We start from the raw sequence: 15,882 nt of genomic DNA, 5'->3' as shown, positions 1-15,882 counted from the left end.
CTCCCGGAAAGGCCCTTCCATGGCTCCGCGCATTCTGCTGGCCCGGCACGGACAGACGGAGTGGTCGCTGTCCGGCAGACACACCGGCAGGACCGACGTGCCCCTCCTGGAGGAGGGCCGGCGCGGCGCGAAGCTGCTCGGCGAGCGGCTGCACCGGGCGCCGCTGGACGGGCTGGCCGGCGTGGAGGTGCGGACCAGTCCGCTGGTGCGCGCGAGCGAGACCTGTGAGCTGGCCGGTTTCGGCGACCGCGCCCGCGCGTGGGACACGTTGCAGGAGTGGGACTACGGCGCGTACGAGGGGATGACGCCGGAGCAGATCCAGGCCGTGCGGCCCGGCTGGCTGATCTGGCGGGACGGTGTCCCGGACGGGGAGGGTGTGGCGGACGTCACCGCGCGCGCGGACGAGGTGGTGGCCTGGGCGCGGGAGGCGGAGCGGGACGTGCTGGTCTTCGCCCACGGGCACATTCTGCGCGCGATCGGGGCGCGGTGGCTGGGGCTGCCGGTGTCCTTCGGCGCGCGGATACGGCTGAATCCGACGTCGCTGTCCGTGCTGGGATGGGCGTACGGGGAACCGGCGGTGGAGAGCTGGAACGACGTGGGGCATTTGGTGGGCTGACGATCAATGCCGGTGCCGGTGCCGGTGCCGGTGCCAGTGCCAGTGCCGGTGCCGGTGCCGGTGCTCGCGGCGGTGCCGTGCGTCGGAGCTGGGCGGGGGCGGGGGACGCCGCCCGGCGTGGCGGGGCGCCTCCCCGCTCCCGGCTTCGGGGGGCCCGCACCGTCCACCCGTGCCGCCCGGGGGTACCGGGCCGTTCGGGCACCGGGGGAGGCACGACTGCCGCGGCTCGGCGGCTCAGGCCGGTCGTGGCAGTGCCGCGTGGCGGTCGAGGAAGGCGGAGACGCCTGAGGCGCGGCGGTGGGGCAGGAGGACACGGGCCGTGCCCGCCAGCATCGTGTGGATGCGGGAGGACTGGACCTCGTCCAGCAGGTCCAGGACCCGCATGCCCGCTCCCGCCGCTTCGTCGGGGCGGCCGGCGCGGGCCATGTCGTCCGCCAGCTCCGCCGAGTACAGCGCGAGGTTCCGGGTGAAGTGCGGGTCCTGGAGATCCGCCGCCCGCCGCGCGTGCCGGGCGGCCCGCGGCCAGTCGCCCAGGGTGGACCAGCACTGCGCTTCCAGCCCCGCCAGCTCGGCCTCGCCGTAGAAGCTCATCCACTCGGGGTCGGTGTCCGAGGGGCCCCGCTCGAAGAAGGTCTGCGCGCGGACCAGCGCCTGCTCGCAGCCGACCCGGTCCGCGAGCCCCGCCCAGCCGCCCGCCTCGCGCAGTGCGAGCAGGGACATCAGCCGGGCCGAGCCGAGCGGGCGGGCGGCGCGCTGCGCGGCCTCGGCCGCCCGTACCGCCTCGCGCGGGCGACCGGCGTCGCGGGCCAGGAAGGCCATGTTGCAGAAGGCGTGCGCCTCCAGACCGGCGTCGGCGTTCATCCGGGAGGTGGCCAGGGCCTCGGCGTAGTGGGAGCGCGCGTCGTCGAAGCGCCCCGAGTCGTGCGCCAGCCAGCCGACGGAGATCGCCAGTTCACCGGCGCCCGTGTAGAGCCGGTCCGCGGTCGCCTGCCGGGACGCGCCGGCGTCCAGGAGCGCGTACGCCGTGCGCAGCGGGGCCGCCGCGCGCCGGTAGAGGCCGTCCGCGCCGTGCCGGTCGTCGAGCAGCCGGATCCGGCGGACGGCCTCTTCGAGGGCGCCGGCCTCGCCCGTCCCGGCCCGGCGCGTGGGGCGCCCGGCCGCCTCGGCGTCGAAGGCGAGTCCCAGGGGGCCCAGCGAGGCGGCGGCCACGGTGGCACCGCTCGTCATGAATGCGCGACGCAGCACGTCGCTCTCCTCGTTGTTGTCGTGCGTTTCGTACAGGTCTTGCGTGTCTCGCGTGTCACAGCTCTCATACGGCTCACCCGCCCCTCGCGACTCACCGGTCGTGCGCGTGGGGCGCCCGCGCACCGACGAGCGGGGCGCGAACCCCAGGTCGGTGAGCGTGCGGCCGGGGAACATGTGCAGGAACACCCGCTCGTACGCGTAGTTGGGGCAGCGGATCTCGCCCGCCTCGACCCGGCCGACGTAGCGCGCGTCGCAGCTGACCCGCTCGCCGATCTCGCGCGCGGCCCGGCGGACCGCCGCCGCGAACTCCGCCGGGGAGCGCTTGCCGCGCAACCGCCTGAAGGCGAGGTTCGGCCGCGGTGGCCGTTCGGGCTGGGCAAAGGTCACCGTTGACGACGCCATGGCCGGGTCCTCTCGTGCGAACCGTCGAACCATGCCGGAGACGAGGGCGAGCAAGGCTGGCGGACCCCTGTTTCCGGCGAGCAAGAACGTACCGGCTGTGACGGAGCGACCACGCGGTGTTTGGCTACAAACCGGATATCTCCTCCGCGATCTGCCATGAAGTGCCATCCTTTGCGGCGGCCTTCGGCCGTAGCCGTTGACGGTCCGCCGCGTTGAACCGGGTGGACCGGGAGGCCCCCGACTCCCGAGCCGCTCGTCCGAGGAGGAGTTCCGTGGTGGAGGCCGGGATGGACACCAGAGTCAGCGTTCCCCCCTGCGACGCCTGTGACGTCGTCACCGTGCCGACCCGGCAGGGTCTGGAGGCGGTCGACATCCTCAGGCGGGGAGCGGGTGAGGGGGTGGGCCCGGTGCTCCACGACGACGGCTGCGGCACCCTGGGATTCCTGGTGCCGCCGGGCACCGCCGCCGCCTGGGACGTGCCGGGCAGTACCTGCACGGAGACGGACGGGCGCGGACTGAGCGTCGTCCCGGCGCCCGAGCCGCCCGTGGAGGGCTCCGACTGGCTGCTGCCGCCCGGCGAGGCGGACCTGGCGACCGACCCCGCCGTACTGCGGGCCGCGCTGGGCGAGGCGGCCCGGCTGATCAGGGCCGCGGACAGCTGCCGCTGAGCACCGCCGGGCCCGGTCCGATAATGGACCGATGGGAAAGTCCAGGAACACCCGCCGCGGACGCGCGTCCGCCGAGGCCGTCGTCGAGGACGTGGACGGGGGGCGTGCCGAGCTGGTCCCCGACCGGGACCGGCCCCGGGCCTGGACGCTGCTGATCGACGGCGCCCCGCAGTCGCACGTCGACCTCGACGACCCGGCGTACCTGTCCTTCGAGTACCAGCGCCGCATCGGCCACGTCATCGACCTGGCCGCCCCGCCCGGCCGGCCCGTCCGGGCCGTGCACCTCGGCGGCGGCGCCCTCACCCTCGCCCGCTACGTCGCCGCCACCCGCCCCCGCTCCACCCAGCAGGTCGTCGAGCGGGACGCCGCCCTCGTCCAACTGGTCCGCCGGGAGCTGCCCCTCGACCCGGGCGCGCGGATCCGGGTGCGTGCCGCCGACGCCCGCGCCGGGCTGGCCAAGGTGCCCGACGGGTGGGCGGACCTGGTCGTCGCGGACGTCTTCGGCGGGGCCCGGACCCCGGCCCACCTGACCTCCGCCGAGTTCCTCGACGAGGTGCGGCGCGTGCTCGCCCCCGGCGGGGTCCACGTCGCCAACCTCGCCGACGGCCCGCCCCTCGCCCACCTGCGCGGCCAGATCGCCACCGCCGCCGCCCGGTTCGCCGAACTCGCCCTCGTCGCCGACCCGGCCGTACTGCGCGGCAAGCGCTTCGGCAACGCGATCCTGGTCGCCGCCGACCACCCGCTGCCGATCGCCGAACTCACCCGCCGGGCCGCCTCCGACCCGCACACCGCGCGCGTGGAACACGGCCGCGCGCTCGCCGACTTCACCGGTGGCGCCCGGCCCGTGACGGACGCGGCGGCGGTGGACTCGCCCGCGCCGCCGGAGTCCGTCTTCAGGTGAGTCGCGGCCGACTGCCGGGCGCGCCGGTTCAGTAGCTGCCGATCTCCACCCGCGGCGGCCCGTCGTGCCAGGTGCAGAACACCGACACCCGGTCCGCGCCCGAGGTGAACTCCACCCGGATCCACGACGGCGTCTTCCACACCTGCATCGACCAGCCCGGACCCGGAGTCGCCGACACCAGGGACGCGGACGACGGACCGAGGTCGAAGACCGCGCGGCCCCCGTCGGTCTCGTAACTCCTGACCTCGCCGGACGTGTCGGGCACGGGGCTCGCCGGGTCCTCGGGCGGTGGGGTGGACGGCGCGGTGCGCGACGGGGCGGGGCCGGGCTCGCGGGACGTGCGGCTCGGCGTCGGCGCCGCGCCGCCCGACGACGGCGAGGCCGAGGGCGAGGGCCGACGGGTGGACGACGCCAGGGGCTCCCCGCCGTCGTCCTCCTCGTCCCGCACGCTCGCGTCGGCCGCCGTGATCGGCAGCGCCCGGGGGGCGTCGTAGGCCGTGCCCGCCATCACCGTGTGCACACCCCACCACGACAGCGTCACCGCCGCGCCGGTGGCGAGCAGCCAGGCGATCACGTGGGCGAGTCCTCTGCGCATCGCGGCCATACTGCCTCACCCGCCCCACGCGTGTCGCCCGAAAGACGGTGTGACGCGGGCCGGGACGGAGTTGTCCACAGGCCCCGACCGGGCCGGTCCGCATGGCGTACGGTGCCGCCCATGGCAAGTGTGCTCGTGGTCGAGGACGACCAGTTCGTACGCTCGGCGCTCATCCGGCAGCTGACCGACGCCTCGCACACCGTGCGCAGCGTCGGCACGGCGTTGGAGGCGCTGCGCGAGGTCGCCCATGTCCGGTTCGACGTGGTGATCCTGGACCTCGGACTGCCCGACCTGGACGGCTCCGAGGCGCTGAAGATGCTGCGCGGCATCACCGACGTACCGGTGATCGTCGCCACCGCCCGGGACGACGAGGCGGAGATCGTACGGCTGTTGAACGCGGGCGCGGACGACTACCTCACCAAACCGTTCTCCGCCGAGCACCTGTCGGCCCGGATGGCGGCCGTCCTGCGCCGCGCCCGCGGCGGCCCCGCCAAGGCGGCGGCGCCGACCGTCCTGCGGGTGGGCGGCCTCACCGTCGACCCGCTGCGCCGCCAGGCCGAACTGGACGGCGCGGTCCTCGACCTGACCCGCCGAGAGTTCGACCTGCTCGCCTTCCTGGCCGGCCGCCCCGGGGTCGTCGTCCCGCGCAAGGAGCTGCTCGCCGAGGTCTGGCAGCAGTCCTACGGCGACGACCAGACCATCGACGTCCACCTGTCCTGGCTGCGGCGCAAACTGGGCGAGACCGCGGCCCGGCCGCGCTATCTGCACACCCTGCGCGGCGTCGGCGTGAAGCTGGAGCCACCGCGACCGGAGCCACCGCGATGAGATGGGCCCTGGTCAAGGTCTCGCTGGCGGTCACCGCGATGGTCGTGGTCGCCTTCGCCGTGCCGCTCGGCCTCGTCATCCGGGAGATGGCCCGCGACCGCGCCTTCTCCAACGCGGAACGGGAGGCCGCCGCCGTCGCGCCGGCCCTGTCCATCACCACCGACCGCGAGCAGTTGGAGCGCGTCGTGGCCTCCGCCGGTTCGGACGCCGGCATGGCCGTGCACATACCGGCGCCCGGTGCCGGTGCCGGTTCCGGTGCCGGGCGGACCGGCGGCGCCACCGACATCGGACGGCAGCGCGCCTCCGACGAGGACATCGCCGCCGTACGGACGATGGGGCGGGCCTCCACCACCGAGGTGGGCGGCGGCTCCACCCTGCTCCAGCCGGTCGCGCTCAGCTCCGGCCAGATCGCCGTCGTCGAGGTGTACGTCCCCGAGTCCGAGGTGACCAACGGCGTCGGCACGGCCTGGGCGGTGCTGGCGGCGGTCGGCGCGGCGCTGATCGTCGGCTCGGTCGCGGTCGCCGACCGGCTGGGCGTCCGGATGGTGCAGCCTGCGCGGCGTCTGGTCGAGGGAGCGCACGAGCTGGGGGAGGGCAAGCTGGGCGCGCGGGTGCCCGTGGAGGGACCGGACGAACTGCGGCGCGCGGCCGTCGCGTTCAACTCCATGGCCGATCAGGTCGTCCAGCTCCTCGCCAACGAGCGGGAGCTGGCCGCCGACCTGTCCCACCGGCTGCGCACCCCGCTGACCGTGCTGCGCCTCAACGCCGCCTCGCTCGGCCACGGCCCGGCCGCCGAGCAGACCAGGGCCGCCGTCGAGCAGCTGGAGCGCGAGGTCGACACGATCATCCGCACGGCCCGGGACGCCAAGCCGCAGACGGCCGCCGCCGGTCCCGGTGCCGGGTGCGACGCGGCCGAGGTGGTCCGGGAGCGGATGGGGTTCTGGTCGGCACTCGCGGAGGACGAGGGCCGCAAGTGGCGGGTGGCCGGCGCCGACCGGCCGGTGCGCATCCCCGTGGCCCGCACCGATCTGGCCGCCTCCCTCGACGCCCTGCTCGGCAACGTCTTCCGGCACACCGCCGAGGGCACCGCCTTCGCCGTCGACCTGCACAACGGCGAGGACGCGGTGATCGTGCTCGTCTCCGACGCGGGCACCGGCATAGCCGACCCCGAGGCGGCGATGGCCCGCGGCCGGGGTTCGGGCACCGACGGCTCGACCGGGCTCGGCCTGGACATCGTGCGCCGGATGGCGGAGTCGACCGGCGGCGACGTACGCATCGGCTCCTCCGTGCTGGGCGGCACCGAGGTGCGGATATGGATCCAGCTGGACGGGCGTACCGCCCCGGTGCGGCGCGGGCACCGGGGGACCGTACGCCGACGCGGACAGAGCCGTACGCAGGCGCAGGCGTCGGCGTAGGCGTCGGCGTCGGCACCGGCGGCCCGGGCCGGCCGCGCTCGTTGACCGGACACGGACCGGTGCTGAGCGGGCACGACCACTAATCGGCCCCGATCCCTTCCTTTAGCCCGCCCTGAGATCGCCAACCCCCGCCCGGAACAGGATCTTTGCCCGTTTCCGGGTCGCTGGCGTGCTGCCGCACCCCCACCCGCTCCCGCCGGCCTTCCGCCGGGGGCACCGTGAACAGCGAAGGCAGGCACGTGATGCGCACGCACCGACGCAAGGTCAGTGGCAGGAACAAGGCGGTCGGCACCGTCGTCGCGGCGGCCGTGGCCGGTGGCGGGGCGCTGCCCGCCAAGGTCTTCGCCGCCTACCAGCAGGCCCGCTCCTCCCCGCGCGGGCCGGGCCCCGCACCGGCCCCACGAGCGGGGCGCGGCATCCCCCCGTCGGATGCCGCGCCCCGCTCGGTCCGTGTGCCGCCCCGCCGAGGGACTACTGCCCCACGGCGTCCAGCGGCGGCAGCGTCCCCGTACGGGCCGCCCGGCTGTACCACAGGGCGCTCGACTTCGGGGTGCGCTGCTGGGAGGCGTAGTCGACGTACACCGCGCCGAAGCGCTTCTCGTAGCCGTAGGCCCACTCGAAGTTGTCCAGCAGCGACCACAGGTAGTAGCCGCGGACGTCGGCGCCGTCGGCGATGGCCTGCCGCACCGCGGTGAGGTGGCCGTTCAGGTAGGCGACCCGGTCGGGGTCGTGCACCGAGCCGTCCGCGCCGGGCTTGTCGTCGTAGGCCGCGCCGTTCTCGCTGATGTACAGCGGCGTGCCGGGGGCCTCCCGGGTGTACCGCATGATCAGCTCGTGCAGGCCGGTCGGGTCGACGCTCCAGCCCATCTCCGTGCGCTCGCCCGGCGGCTGGTGGAACGCCACGTCCTCCGCGGCGGGCCACGGCGAGTGGTCACTGGCGCCGTGGCCGTCGGCGCGCGGCGCACGCGAGTCGCCGTCGGCCGCCGACACCACTGTCGGCGTGTAGTAGTTGAGGCAGACCGCGTCGATCGGCTGGCGGATCTGGCCCAGGTCGCCGTCCTGGACGAACGACCAGTCCGTCACCGGCGCGGTGGCCTCCAGGAGGGACTGCGGGTAGGCGCCGTGCAGGATCGGGCCGTGGAAGATCCCGCCGGACAGGTCGTCGATCTTGCGGGCCGCCGCCAGGTCCGCCGGGCTCTGCGTCAGCGGCCGCACCACGGACGTGTTGAGGCTGATCGCCACCGAGTTGCGGGCCGGCATCACCGAACGCAGCGCGACCGTGCCCAGGCCGTGCGCCAGGTTCAGGTGGTGCGCGGCACGCAGCGCCGCCGCCGGGTCGGTGCGGCCGGGGGCGTGCACACCGGAGGCGTAGCCCAGGAAGGCGGCGCACCACGGCTCGTTCAGCGTGATCCACTGTTCCACCCGGTCGCCGAGCGCCTCGCCGACGATCTGCGCGTACTCGGCGAACCGGTACGCCGTCTCCCGCTCGGGCCAGCCGCCCGCGTCCTCCAGTTCCTGCGGCAGGTCCCAGTGGTAGAGGGTGACGGCCGGCTTGATCCCGGCGGCCAGCAGCTCGTCCACCAGGCGGCGGTAGAAGTCCAGGCCGCGCTGGACGGCGGGGCCGCGGCCGGTGGGCTGCACCCGGGGCCAGGAGACCGAGAAGCGGTAGGCGCCCAGGCCCAGGTCCTTCATCAGCGCCACGTCGTCGCGGTAGCGGTGGTAGTGGTCGACGGCGACGTCACCGGTGTCCCCGCCGGCCGTCTTTCCGGGGGTGTGGCTGAAGGTGTCCCAGATCGAGGGGGTTCGGCCGTCCTCCCGCACCGCGCCCTCGATCTGGTACGCCGAGGTGGCGGCGCCCCAGAGGAAGGCGGGGGGGAAGGTCACCGGGGTCACCGGCGTTGCGGACTCAGGCATGGAAGCGCTCCCATTGCGGGTCATGGCGGGTCGGGTCGTGGAGGTCCGACGCGTGGAGGTACGAGGGGGGAAGGCGGGGCCGGGACGGCGGTGGCCCGGCCCCCGGGAGGGGTGTCATCCCTTGACGGCGCCCTGCATGATGCCGCCCACGATCTGCTTGCCGAAGATCGCGAACACCAGGAGCAGCGGCAGCGTGCCGAGCAGCGCGCCGGCCATGATCAGGGACTGGTCCGGGGTGTAGCCGCGCCCCAGTCCGGCGAGGGCGACCTGCACGGTCGGACTGCCGTTCTGCGTCAGCACCAGGAACGGCCACAGGAAGTCGTTCCAGGACTGCACGAACATCAGCATGCCGAGCACGGCCATCGCGGGCCGGGCCGCCGGGAACACCACGTGCCACACCACGCGCCAGCTGCTGGCTCCGTCCACCCGCGCGGCCTCGATGACCTCGTCGGGCAGTGCCTGGAGCAGGTACTGCCGCATGAAGAACACACCGAACGCGTTCACCAGCGAGGGCAGGATCACCGCCTGCAACTGGTCGGACCAGTCCAGCTTCGCGACCAGCTGGTACAGCGGGATGATGCTGAGCTGCGGGGGCACCATCATCGTGCCGATGACGATCAGCATCAGCGCGTTGCGCCCGCGGAAGCGCAGCTTGGCGAAGGCGAACCCGGCGATCGTCGACAGGAAGACGATGGTGAGCGAGGAGATCCCGGCCACGATGGTGGTGTTCAGGAACGCCTCGCCGAGGTTGGCGTCCTTCCAGGCGATCTCGAGCTTGTCGAAGAGGTTGCCGCCGAACCAGAAGGGCGGTGGCGTCTGGGCGAGCCGCTGGTTGTCGCGCGAGGCGGCGATCGCCGACCACACCAGGGGGAACAGCGAGCCGATGGTGAACAGGGCGAGGATGATGTAGGCGATCGGCCCGGCGTGCAGGGTGCCGCCCGCCCGCGCCGCCTTGGAACGTCGTCGGCCCCGCCGGGACGGCTCGGGTGCCGCGTCGGCCGGGGGTTTCGTCATGGTCGTCGTCACGGCCGGTTCTCCTTAACTACTGGCGCGCAGCCGGCGCGAGATGACGGCGTTGATGATCCCGATCACGATGAGGATCAGGAACATGGCCCAGGCGATGGCGGAGGCGCGGCCCAGGTGCTGGTTGACCCAGCCCTGCTCGTACAGGTACAGGCCGAGCGTCTGGAACTGGTGCTGGGAGCCGCCCGAGGCGCCCTTGTTGGCGTCGAAGAGCAGCGGCTCGCCGAAGACCTGCGAGGCACCGATGGTCGACACGACGACCGTGAACAGGATCGTGGGACGCAGCGAGGGCAGCGTGACGTGGATGAACTGCCGCCAGCGGCTGGCGCCGTCCAGCGCCGCCGACTCGTACAGGTCCTGCGGGATCGCCTGCATCGCGGCCAGGTAGATCAGCGCGTTGTAGCCGGTCCAGCGCCAGATGACGATGGTGGACACGGCGAACTTGGACGCCCACGAGCCGTTCTGCCAGTCGATCTTGTCCAGGCCCACCAGGTCGAGGGCCCAGTTGATCATGCCGTAGTCGCGGCCGAAGAGCAGCACGAAGACCAGCGAGGCCGCGGCGATCGACGTCGCGTACGGAGCCAGCATGACGACCCGGTAGAAGGTCGAGCCACGCAGCTTGTAGTTGAGGATGTGCGCCAGGCCCATCGCCATCAGCAGCTGCGGCACCGTGGAGATGATGCCGATCCACAGCGTGTTCTTCGCGGCGTTCCAGAAGAACTCGTCGTCGAAGATGCGGGTGTAGTTGTCGAAACCCGTCCACTTCATGTCGGTGGGCGCGGTCAGCTCCACCGTGTGCAGCGAGGCCCAGCCGGTGTAGATCAGCGGGAACAGGCCGAAGGCGAGGAAGAGCAGGAAGAACGGCGAGACGAACGCGTACGGGCTCCAGCGCATGTCCCGCTGCCAGCGGCGGGAGAGCTTGGCCCGCCTCTTGTGGTCCGCCTCGGCGGACGTGTTCCCGCCGGGCGGGCGGCCCGGGGCCGCGCCCCCCTTGACGGGGGACGCGGCGGTGTCGTGCCGGGTGGTCATTCCGGTCACTTCTCCAGGTTGTTGTCGATGGTCTTCACCGCGTTGTTCCAGGCGTCCTTGGCGGACTTGCCCTGGGTGACGAGGATGACGCCGTTGTCCGTCAGACCCTGCTGGACGATCTGGTCCTTCGGGCCGATCACCTGGGTCGGGATCTGCTCGGCGGCCTTCGCGAACAGCTCGCCGATCGGCGCGTCACCGGTCATGTCGTTCTTGCCGCCGGTGACCTGCGGGAGCTTGTACGCGGCGGGCGCGCTCGGGAAGCTGCCCATCTTGGAGAAGAGCTTGGCCTGCTGCTCGGGCGCGGTCAGCCAGGTGATCAGCTTCTGCGCCTCCTTCACGTGCTTGCCGCCCTTGGGCACGCCCAGGAAGGTGCCGCCCCAGTTGCCGGACTTCGGGGCCTGGGCCACGTCCCACTTGCCGGCGGACTCCGGCTGGGACTTGGCCTTGATGGTGCCGAGCATCCACGGCGGGCAGGCGACGGTGGCGAACAGGCTGTTGGAGATCGTCTGGTCCCAGGCCGGCTGGAACTGGGTCTGCGACTGGACCAGCCCCTTCTCGGCCGCCTCGGCGGTCAGGTCGAAGGCGTCCTTGACGGCCGGGTTGGTCTTGTAGATGACCTTGCCGGAGGCGTCGTAGAACTTCTCCTTCTCACTGCTGAGGATGGCGTTGATCAGGCCGCCGGGGGAGTCCATGAAGTAGGTGTCCTTGCCGGCACCCTTCTTGTACTTCTCGCCGGCCTCGATGAACTTGTTCCAGTCCCCGGCCCACATCTTGGAGACCTCGTCGCGGTCGGTCGGCAGGCCGGCCTTCTCGAACAGGTCCTTGCGGTAGCAGATGGCCATCGGGCCGATGTCGGTGCCCAGACCGATCGTGGCGCCGTCCTTGGTGGTGGCCTGCTGCCACTTCCAGTCGAGCCAGTTGCCCTTCTGGACGCCCGCGGCCTTGGACATGTCCTCGAACTTGTCCGCCTGGGTGGCGACGACCTCGGCGATGTTGCCGACCTCTATCGCCTGCACGTCCTGGAGGCCGCTGTTGGTGGTGAGGTGGTTCACCAGGGCGGGGTAGTAGTTCTCGTTCCGCTCGGTGACGTTCTCCTCGATGTTGATGTCCGGGTTGAGCTTCTCGTACTCGTCGTAGAGACCGGCCTCCTTGAAGCCCATCGTCCCGAACAGACCGAGGGTGATCGTGGTCTTGCCGCTGCTGTCGCCCGACGACGAGCTGTCCTCGTCGTTCCCGTCGTCGGCACAGCCGGCCAGCAGCCCGGCGCCCAGCGACGCGATGGCCGCCATGACCACCACCCTGCGGGCCGATCCTCTGCGTGCTGCTCGCATTGCGTCCTCCTGTTGCCCTGACGTGCCGACCCCCCGGCCAACTACATGGTTGGACCCGCTGCTTCATGTCTTTCGTTCGTCGCTGCGGCTCGGGCGGGGAACGTGCGGGATGTGTATGTGCCAGGTAGTGTGGGAGCGCTCCCACAAGTGATGTGTTGAAGAGTCGTCGGTCCGGGCGGGGGTGTCAAGGGAACGGACGCGACGAATCGCGTTCAGTTATCGGCCTGTTAACTGGATGTTGCGGACGGCCCGGCGACACCCCCCGTTCACGGGAGAGGGACCGGAGTCGGTCATTACACCCGACCGGCCTGTTAAATTCCAGGCCAGCCGCAGAGTGCGGGGGTGACGACGGGAGGCGGAGCCGATGGCAAGCCACGGAGTGCGTGGTCGGAGCGGTGGCCGGCCCACCCTCGAAGAGGTGGCGGCCCGCGCGGGCGTCGGCCGCGGCACGGTCTCCCGCGTCATCAACGGCTCGCCGCGGGTGAGCGACGCGACCCGGGCGGCCGTGGAGGCGGCGGTCGCGGAGCTCGGTTACGTTCCGAACACGGCGGCCCGTGCGCTGGCGGCCAACCGCACGGACGCGATCGCCCTGGTGGTGCCGGAGCCGGAGACCCGGTTCTTCGCGGAGCCCTACTTCTCGGACATGCTGAAGGGCGTCGGCTCCGAGCTGTCCGAGACGGAGATGCAGCTGCTGCTGATATTCGCGGGCAGCGACAGGGAGCGGGAGCGGCTCGCCCAGTACCTCGCGGCGCACCGGGTGGACGGCGTCCTGCTGGTCTCGGTGCACGCCGACGACCCGCTGCCCGATCTGCTCACCCAGCTGGAGATCCCCGCGGTGATCAGCGGCCCGCGCTCGGCGGCGGAACCGCTGGCGTCGGTGGACTCGGACAACTACGGCGGCGCCCGCTCGGCCGTCGAGCACCTGCTCTCCCGGGGCCGCGGCCACATCGCCCACATCACCGGTCACCTCGCCGTCTACGGTGCCCAGCGACGCGTCGACGGCTACCGCGACGCTCTGCGGGAGGCGGGCCACGAGGTGGACGAGGGGCTCATCGAGCCGGGCGACTTCACCGAGGAGGGCGGGCGCCGCGCGATGGCGGAGCTGCTGCGCCGCCGCCCCGACGTGGACGCGGTCTTCGCCGCCTCGGACGTCACCGCGGCGGGCGCGAGCCAGATCCTGCGCGAGACGGGCCGGCGCATCCCGGACGACGTGGCCCTGGTCGGCTACGACGACTCGGCCATCGCCCGCCACATGGAGCCGCCGCTGACCAGCGTGCGCCAGCCCATCGAGGAGATGGGCCGCGCGATGATCGACCTGCTGCTGACCGAGATCGCCGACCGCCGCCCGGCCGCCTCGCGGGGCCTGGAGCGCCACCAGGTGGTCCTGGCGACGGAGCTGGTGGAGCGCAGGTCGTCATGAGACCGCGGGCGGGGGGCGTGCGCCGGGCGCGCGTCCCCCGGCGGCACCCTTTCGACGCGCGACGCGTCTTCGCAACGCAATCAGCCGGTGACTCTCTTGCGAGAATCACCGGCTGATCGCTCAGGGTGAGTGACGGGACTTGAACCCGCGGCATCCTGGACCACAACCAGGTGCTCTACCAGCTGAGCTACACCCACCAAGGCCGGTGCTCGAAATCCCGCGTGGCGGGGTTTCCCGACCGGCTGAGAAAAAGTGTACAGGGTCCGAAGGGGTGCTCGCGCCCGGCTTTCCCGGGCGCCGTCCCCCGGCGGGCCCGGGCCGCTAACCGGCGGATACGACGTGCTTCGCGGCGATCGCCCTGGCCGTGTCGGAGTCGGGGCCGGGCTGCGGGACGAAGACCGCCTCCCGGTAGTAGCGCAGTTCGGCGATGGACTCGCGGATGTCGGCGAGCGCCCGGTGGTTGCCGTTCTTCTCGGGGCTGTTGAAGTACGCCCGCGGGTACCAGCGGCGGGCCAGCTCCTTGATCGAGGAGACGTCGACGATCCGGTAGTGGAGGTAGCCCTCCAGCGTCGCCATGTCCCGCAGCAGGAAGCCGCGGTCGGTGCCGACCGAGTTGCCGCACAGCGGGGCCTTGCCCGGCTCCTTCACATGCTCGCGCACATAGGCCAGGACCTGGGCCTCGGCGTCCGCCAGGGTCGTGCCGCCGTCCAGCTCCGCGAGCAGTCCGGACGCGGTGTGCATCTCGCGCACCACCTCCGGCATCGTCTCCAGGGCCCGCTCCGGGGGGCGGATGACGATGTCGACACCGTCACCGAGGATGTTCAGCTCGGAGTCGGTGACGAGGGCGGCAACCTCGATGAGCGCGTCGTCGGACAGCGAGAGGCCGGTCATCTCGCAGTCGATCCACACCATGCGATCGTTCATGCGGGCCACTGTACGGTGAGCGACTGTTCATCGGGCCCCCGGCGTCCGTGCGGGCGTCACGGGGGCTGCCGCCCCCGTGACGCCCGCTTCGGCCTGGACGGCCTCGTCCTCGGACGCCGGACGGGCCGAGTGTGCCCGTCCGGCGTTCAAGGGAACCGTCTGTCACCTCACGGTGCGCTGCGCTGGCCCGGGACGCTCGCCGCGCCCGCCGGCATCGGGGTCGCCGTGCGGCGGGTCTGGAACGGGACCGCGTTCTCCGGGGAGAGCGCGGCCGGCGGGTCGGACGGGGCCAGGGGCCGGGAGGTGCCCGCGGCGGCGGTGTCCGGGTCCGGCTGGCGGTCGCCCTGGGGGCGGCGGGCCCGGTAGGCCGCCCGGTAGGCGGCCGGGGACGAACCCAGCTGGCGGCGGAAGTGGCCGCGCAGCGCCACCGGCGAGCGGAAGCCGCACCGGCCGGCGACCTCGTCCACCGAGTAGTCCGACGTCTCCAGGAGGCGCTGCGCCTGGAGGACCCGCTGGGTGATCAGCCACTGGAGCGGGGCGCTGCCCGTCAGTGAGCGGAACCTGCGGTCGAAGGTGCGGCGGCTCATGTAGGCGCGGGCGGCCAGTGTCTCCACGTCGAACTGCTCGTGGAGGTGCTCCAGTGCCCAGGCGACGACCTCGGCGAGCGGGTCGGCGCCGATCTCCTCCGGTAAAGACCGGTCGAGGTAGCGCTCCTGGCCGCCCTGGCGGCGCGGCGGGACCACCAGGCGGCGGGCGAGCGCGCCGGCCGCCTCGTTGCCGTGGTCCGTGCGCACGATGTGCAGGCACAGGTCGATCCCGGCCGCGGTGCCGGCGGACGTGAGCACGTCGCCGTCGTCCACGAACAGTTCGCGGGGGTCGACGTGCACCGACGGATAGCGCTTGGCCAGTGTCGGCGCGTACATCCAGTGCGTGGTGGCGGGGCGGCCGTCCAGCAGGCCCGCGGCGGCCAGCACGAAGGCGCCGGTGCACAGGCCGACGATGCGGGCGCCCTCCTCGTGTGCCCGGCGCAGTGCGTCGAGCGCCTCCTGAGGCGGCGGCGAGGTGATCGACCGCCAGGCCGGGACGACGACGGTGCCCGCGCGCGAGATGGCCTCCAGCCCTTGCGGCGCGGTGAGTTCCAGGCCCCCCGTGGTCCGCAGCGGGCCCTCCTCGCCGGCGCACACCAGCAGCCGGTAGCGCGGCACGCCGGCGTCCTGGCGGTCGATCCCGAACACCGACAGCGGTATGGAACTCTCGAAGATGGGGCCGCCGCTGAACAGCAGCACCGCGACGATCTCCTTGCGGCGTCGCCCGGAAAGCTTCCGGGCCGCGGCTTCCGGCGCGGCAGCGGAGTCGTGGCTCATCCTGCTAAGCCCCCCTCGGTGGTCGCGGCGCCCTTCACCCTTCGGGTCTGTCGCTCCAACACGTTTCCCCTCGGTCCTGCACGAGTCCCCCGCCGTAGACGGTCAAGATCGAATCTACTGCGTCCCGCCGCGCCGAGGTGGCTGGTTCGGCACTTGGGACATTGTCGACATGGCAACTTGGCGTGAAGCAGTCGATCACGAAGGGTTGCA

14 protein-coding genes and 1 tRNA gene are annotated in these 15,882 nt (G+C 72.7%); 6 read left to right on the top strand and 9 right to left on the bottom strand.

Translation table 11 applies throughout. The features are described 5' to 3' along the window. Window positions 1-19: 19 nt before the first annotated feature. Entirely contained in the window at window positions 20-616 is a 597-nt protein-coding gene (locus IE94_RS0107265; RefSeq protein ID WP_030179931.1) for a histidine phosphatase family protein, read from the top strand. 234 nt (window positions 617-850) lie between these two features. On the opposite strand, the gene IE94_RS0107260 is transcribed toward IE94_RS0107265, so the two are convergent. Further along, the gene (locus IE94_RS0107260) at window positions 851-2,263 is read right to left on the bottom strand and encodes an NsdA family TPR-like regulatory protein (protein ID WP_030179928.1); all 1,413 of its coding nucleotides are present in this window, start codon (window positions 2,261-2,263) and stop codon (window positions 851-853) included. Window positions 2,264-2,550: 287 nt separating this feature from the next. On the opposite strand from IE94_RS0107260, the gene IE94_RS0107255 reads away from it, so the two are divergent. Beyond that, a complete protein-coding gene (locus IE94_RS0107255) occupies window positions 2,551-2,931 on the top strand; it encodes a hypothetical protein (RefSeq protein ID WP_051777358.1) in 381 nt (126 codons plus the stop codon). 31 nt (window positions 2,932-2,962) lie between these two features. Beyond that, a complete protein-coding gene (locus IE94_RS0107250) occupies window positions 2,963-3,832 on the top strand; it encodes a spermidine synthase (protein WP_030179924.1) in 870 nt (289 codons plus the stop codon). Between the two features lie 28 nt (window positions 3,833-3,860). Here the strand turns inward: IE94_RS0107250 and IE94_RS0107245 are convergent, their stop codons facing one another. Then, complete coding sequence (locus IE94_RS0107245) at window positions 3,861-4,436, bottom strand: hypothetical protein (protein ID WP_030179921.1); 576 nt, start codon at window positions 4,434-4,436, stop codon at window positions 3,861-3,863. Between the two features lie 111 nt (window positions 4,437-4,547). Between IE94_RS0107245 and IE94_RS0107240 the strand changes: the two genes are divergently transcribed. After that, window positions 4,548-5,252 carry a response regulator transcription factor gene (locus IE94_RS0107240; RefSeq protein WP_030179917.1) on the top strand — a complete coding sequence of 235 codons (705 nt, stop codon included), beginning with the start codon at window positions 4,548-4,550 and terminating at the stop codon, window positions 5,250-5,252. Continuing rightward, on the top strand, window positions 5,249-6,667 hold the full coding sequence (locus IE94_RS0107235; RefSeq protein ID WP_037922046.1) for a sensor histidine kinase: 1,419 nt from the start codon (window positions 5,249-5,251) through the stop codon (window positions 6,665-6,667). The genes IE94_RS0107240 and IE94_RS0107235 overlap by 4 nt, the downstream gene beginning before the upstream one ends. Before the next feature lie 471 nt (window positions 6,668-7,138). On the opposite strand, the gene IE94_RS0107230 is transcribed toward IE94_RS0107235, so the two are convergent. From IE94_RS0107230 to IE94_RS0107215, 4 genes are all read right to left on the bottom strand, one after another. After that, window positions 7,139-8,581: a GH1 family beta-glucosidase gene (locus IE94_RS0107230; protein ID WP_030179911.1), complete on the bottom strand. Its 1,443-nt coding sequence runs from the start codon at window positions 8,579-8,581 to the stop codon at window positions 7,139-7,141. Between the two features lie 114 nt (window positions 8,582-8,695). After that, on the bottom strand, window positions 8,696-9,607 hold the full coding sequence (locus IE94_RS0107225; RefSeq protein WP_030179908.1) for a carbohydrate ABC transporter permease: 912 nt from the start codon (window positions 9,605-9,607) through the stop codon (window positions 8,696-8,698). Between the two features lie 12 nt (window positions 9,608-9,619). After that, window positions 9,620-10,633 (bottom strand): carbohydrate ABC transporter permease, encoded by a 1,014-nt coding sequence (locus tag IE94_RS0107220; RefSeq protein ID WP_030179907.1) that lies wholly within the window; start codon window positions 10,631-10,633, stop codon window positions 9,620-9,622. Between the two features lie 5 nt (window positions 10,634-10,638). Beyond that, window positions 10,639-11,964 (bottom strand): ABC transporter substrate-binding protein, encoded by a 1,326-nt coding sequence (locus tag IE94_RS0107215; RefSeq protein ID WP_030179904.1) that lies wholly within the window; start codon window positions 11,962-11,964, stop codon window positions 10,639-10,641. A 364-nt stretch (window positions 11,965-12,328) separates the two neighbouring features. Here IE94_RS0107215 and IE94_RS0107210 point away from each other — a divergent pair, with 364 nt between their 5' ends. Continuing rightward, window positions 12,329-13,384 carry a LacI family DNA-binding transcriptional regulator gene (locus tag IE94_RS0107210; protein WP_030179901.1) on the top strand — a complete coding sequence of 352 codons (1,056 nt, stop codon included), beginning with the start codon at window positions 12,329-12,331 and terminating at the stop codon, window positions 13,382-13,384. A 124-nt stretch (window positions 13,385-13,508) separates the two neighbouring features. Here the strand turns inward: IE94_RS0107210 and IE94_RS0107200 are convergent. The 3 genes from IE94_RS0107200 to IE94_RS0107190 all read right to left on the bottom strand — a co-directional run bounded on the left by IE94_RS0107200 (window position 13,509) and on the right by IE94_RS0107190 (window position 15,672). After that, a tRNA-His gene (locus tag IE94_RS0107200) sits at window positions 13,509-13,581 on the bottom strand. Window positions 13,582-13,705: 124 nt separating this feature from the next. Further along, entirely contained in the window at window positions 13,706-14,308 is a 603-nt protein-coding gene (orn, locus tag IE94_RS0107195) for an oligoribonuclease (protein ID WP_030179898.1), read from the bottom strand. Between the two features lie 167 nt (window positions 14,309-14,475). Next, complete coding sequence (locus IE94_RS0107190; protein ID WP_030179895.1) at window positions 14,476-15,672, bottom strand: helix-turn-helix domain-containing protein; 1,197 nt, start codon at window positions 15,670-15,672, stop codon at window positions 14,476-14,478. Window positions 15,673-15,882: the final 210 nt, after the last annotated feature.

Origin of the sequence: Streptomyces violaceorubidus (assembly GCF_000717995.1) — a bacterium.
GTDB classification, from domain to species: Bacteria; Actinomycetota; Actinomycetes; order Streptomycetales; family Streptomycetaceae; genus Streptomyces; species Streptomyces violaceorubidus.
Note: the sequence above shows the minus strand (reverse complement) of the source record. Positions and strands in the feature narration are given on the sequence as shown.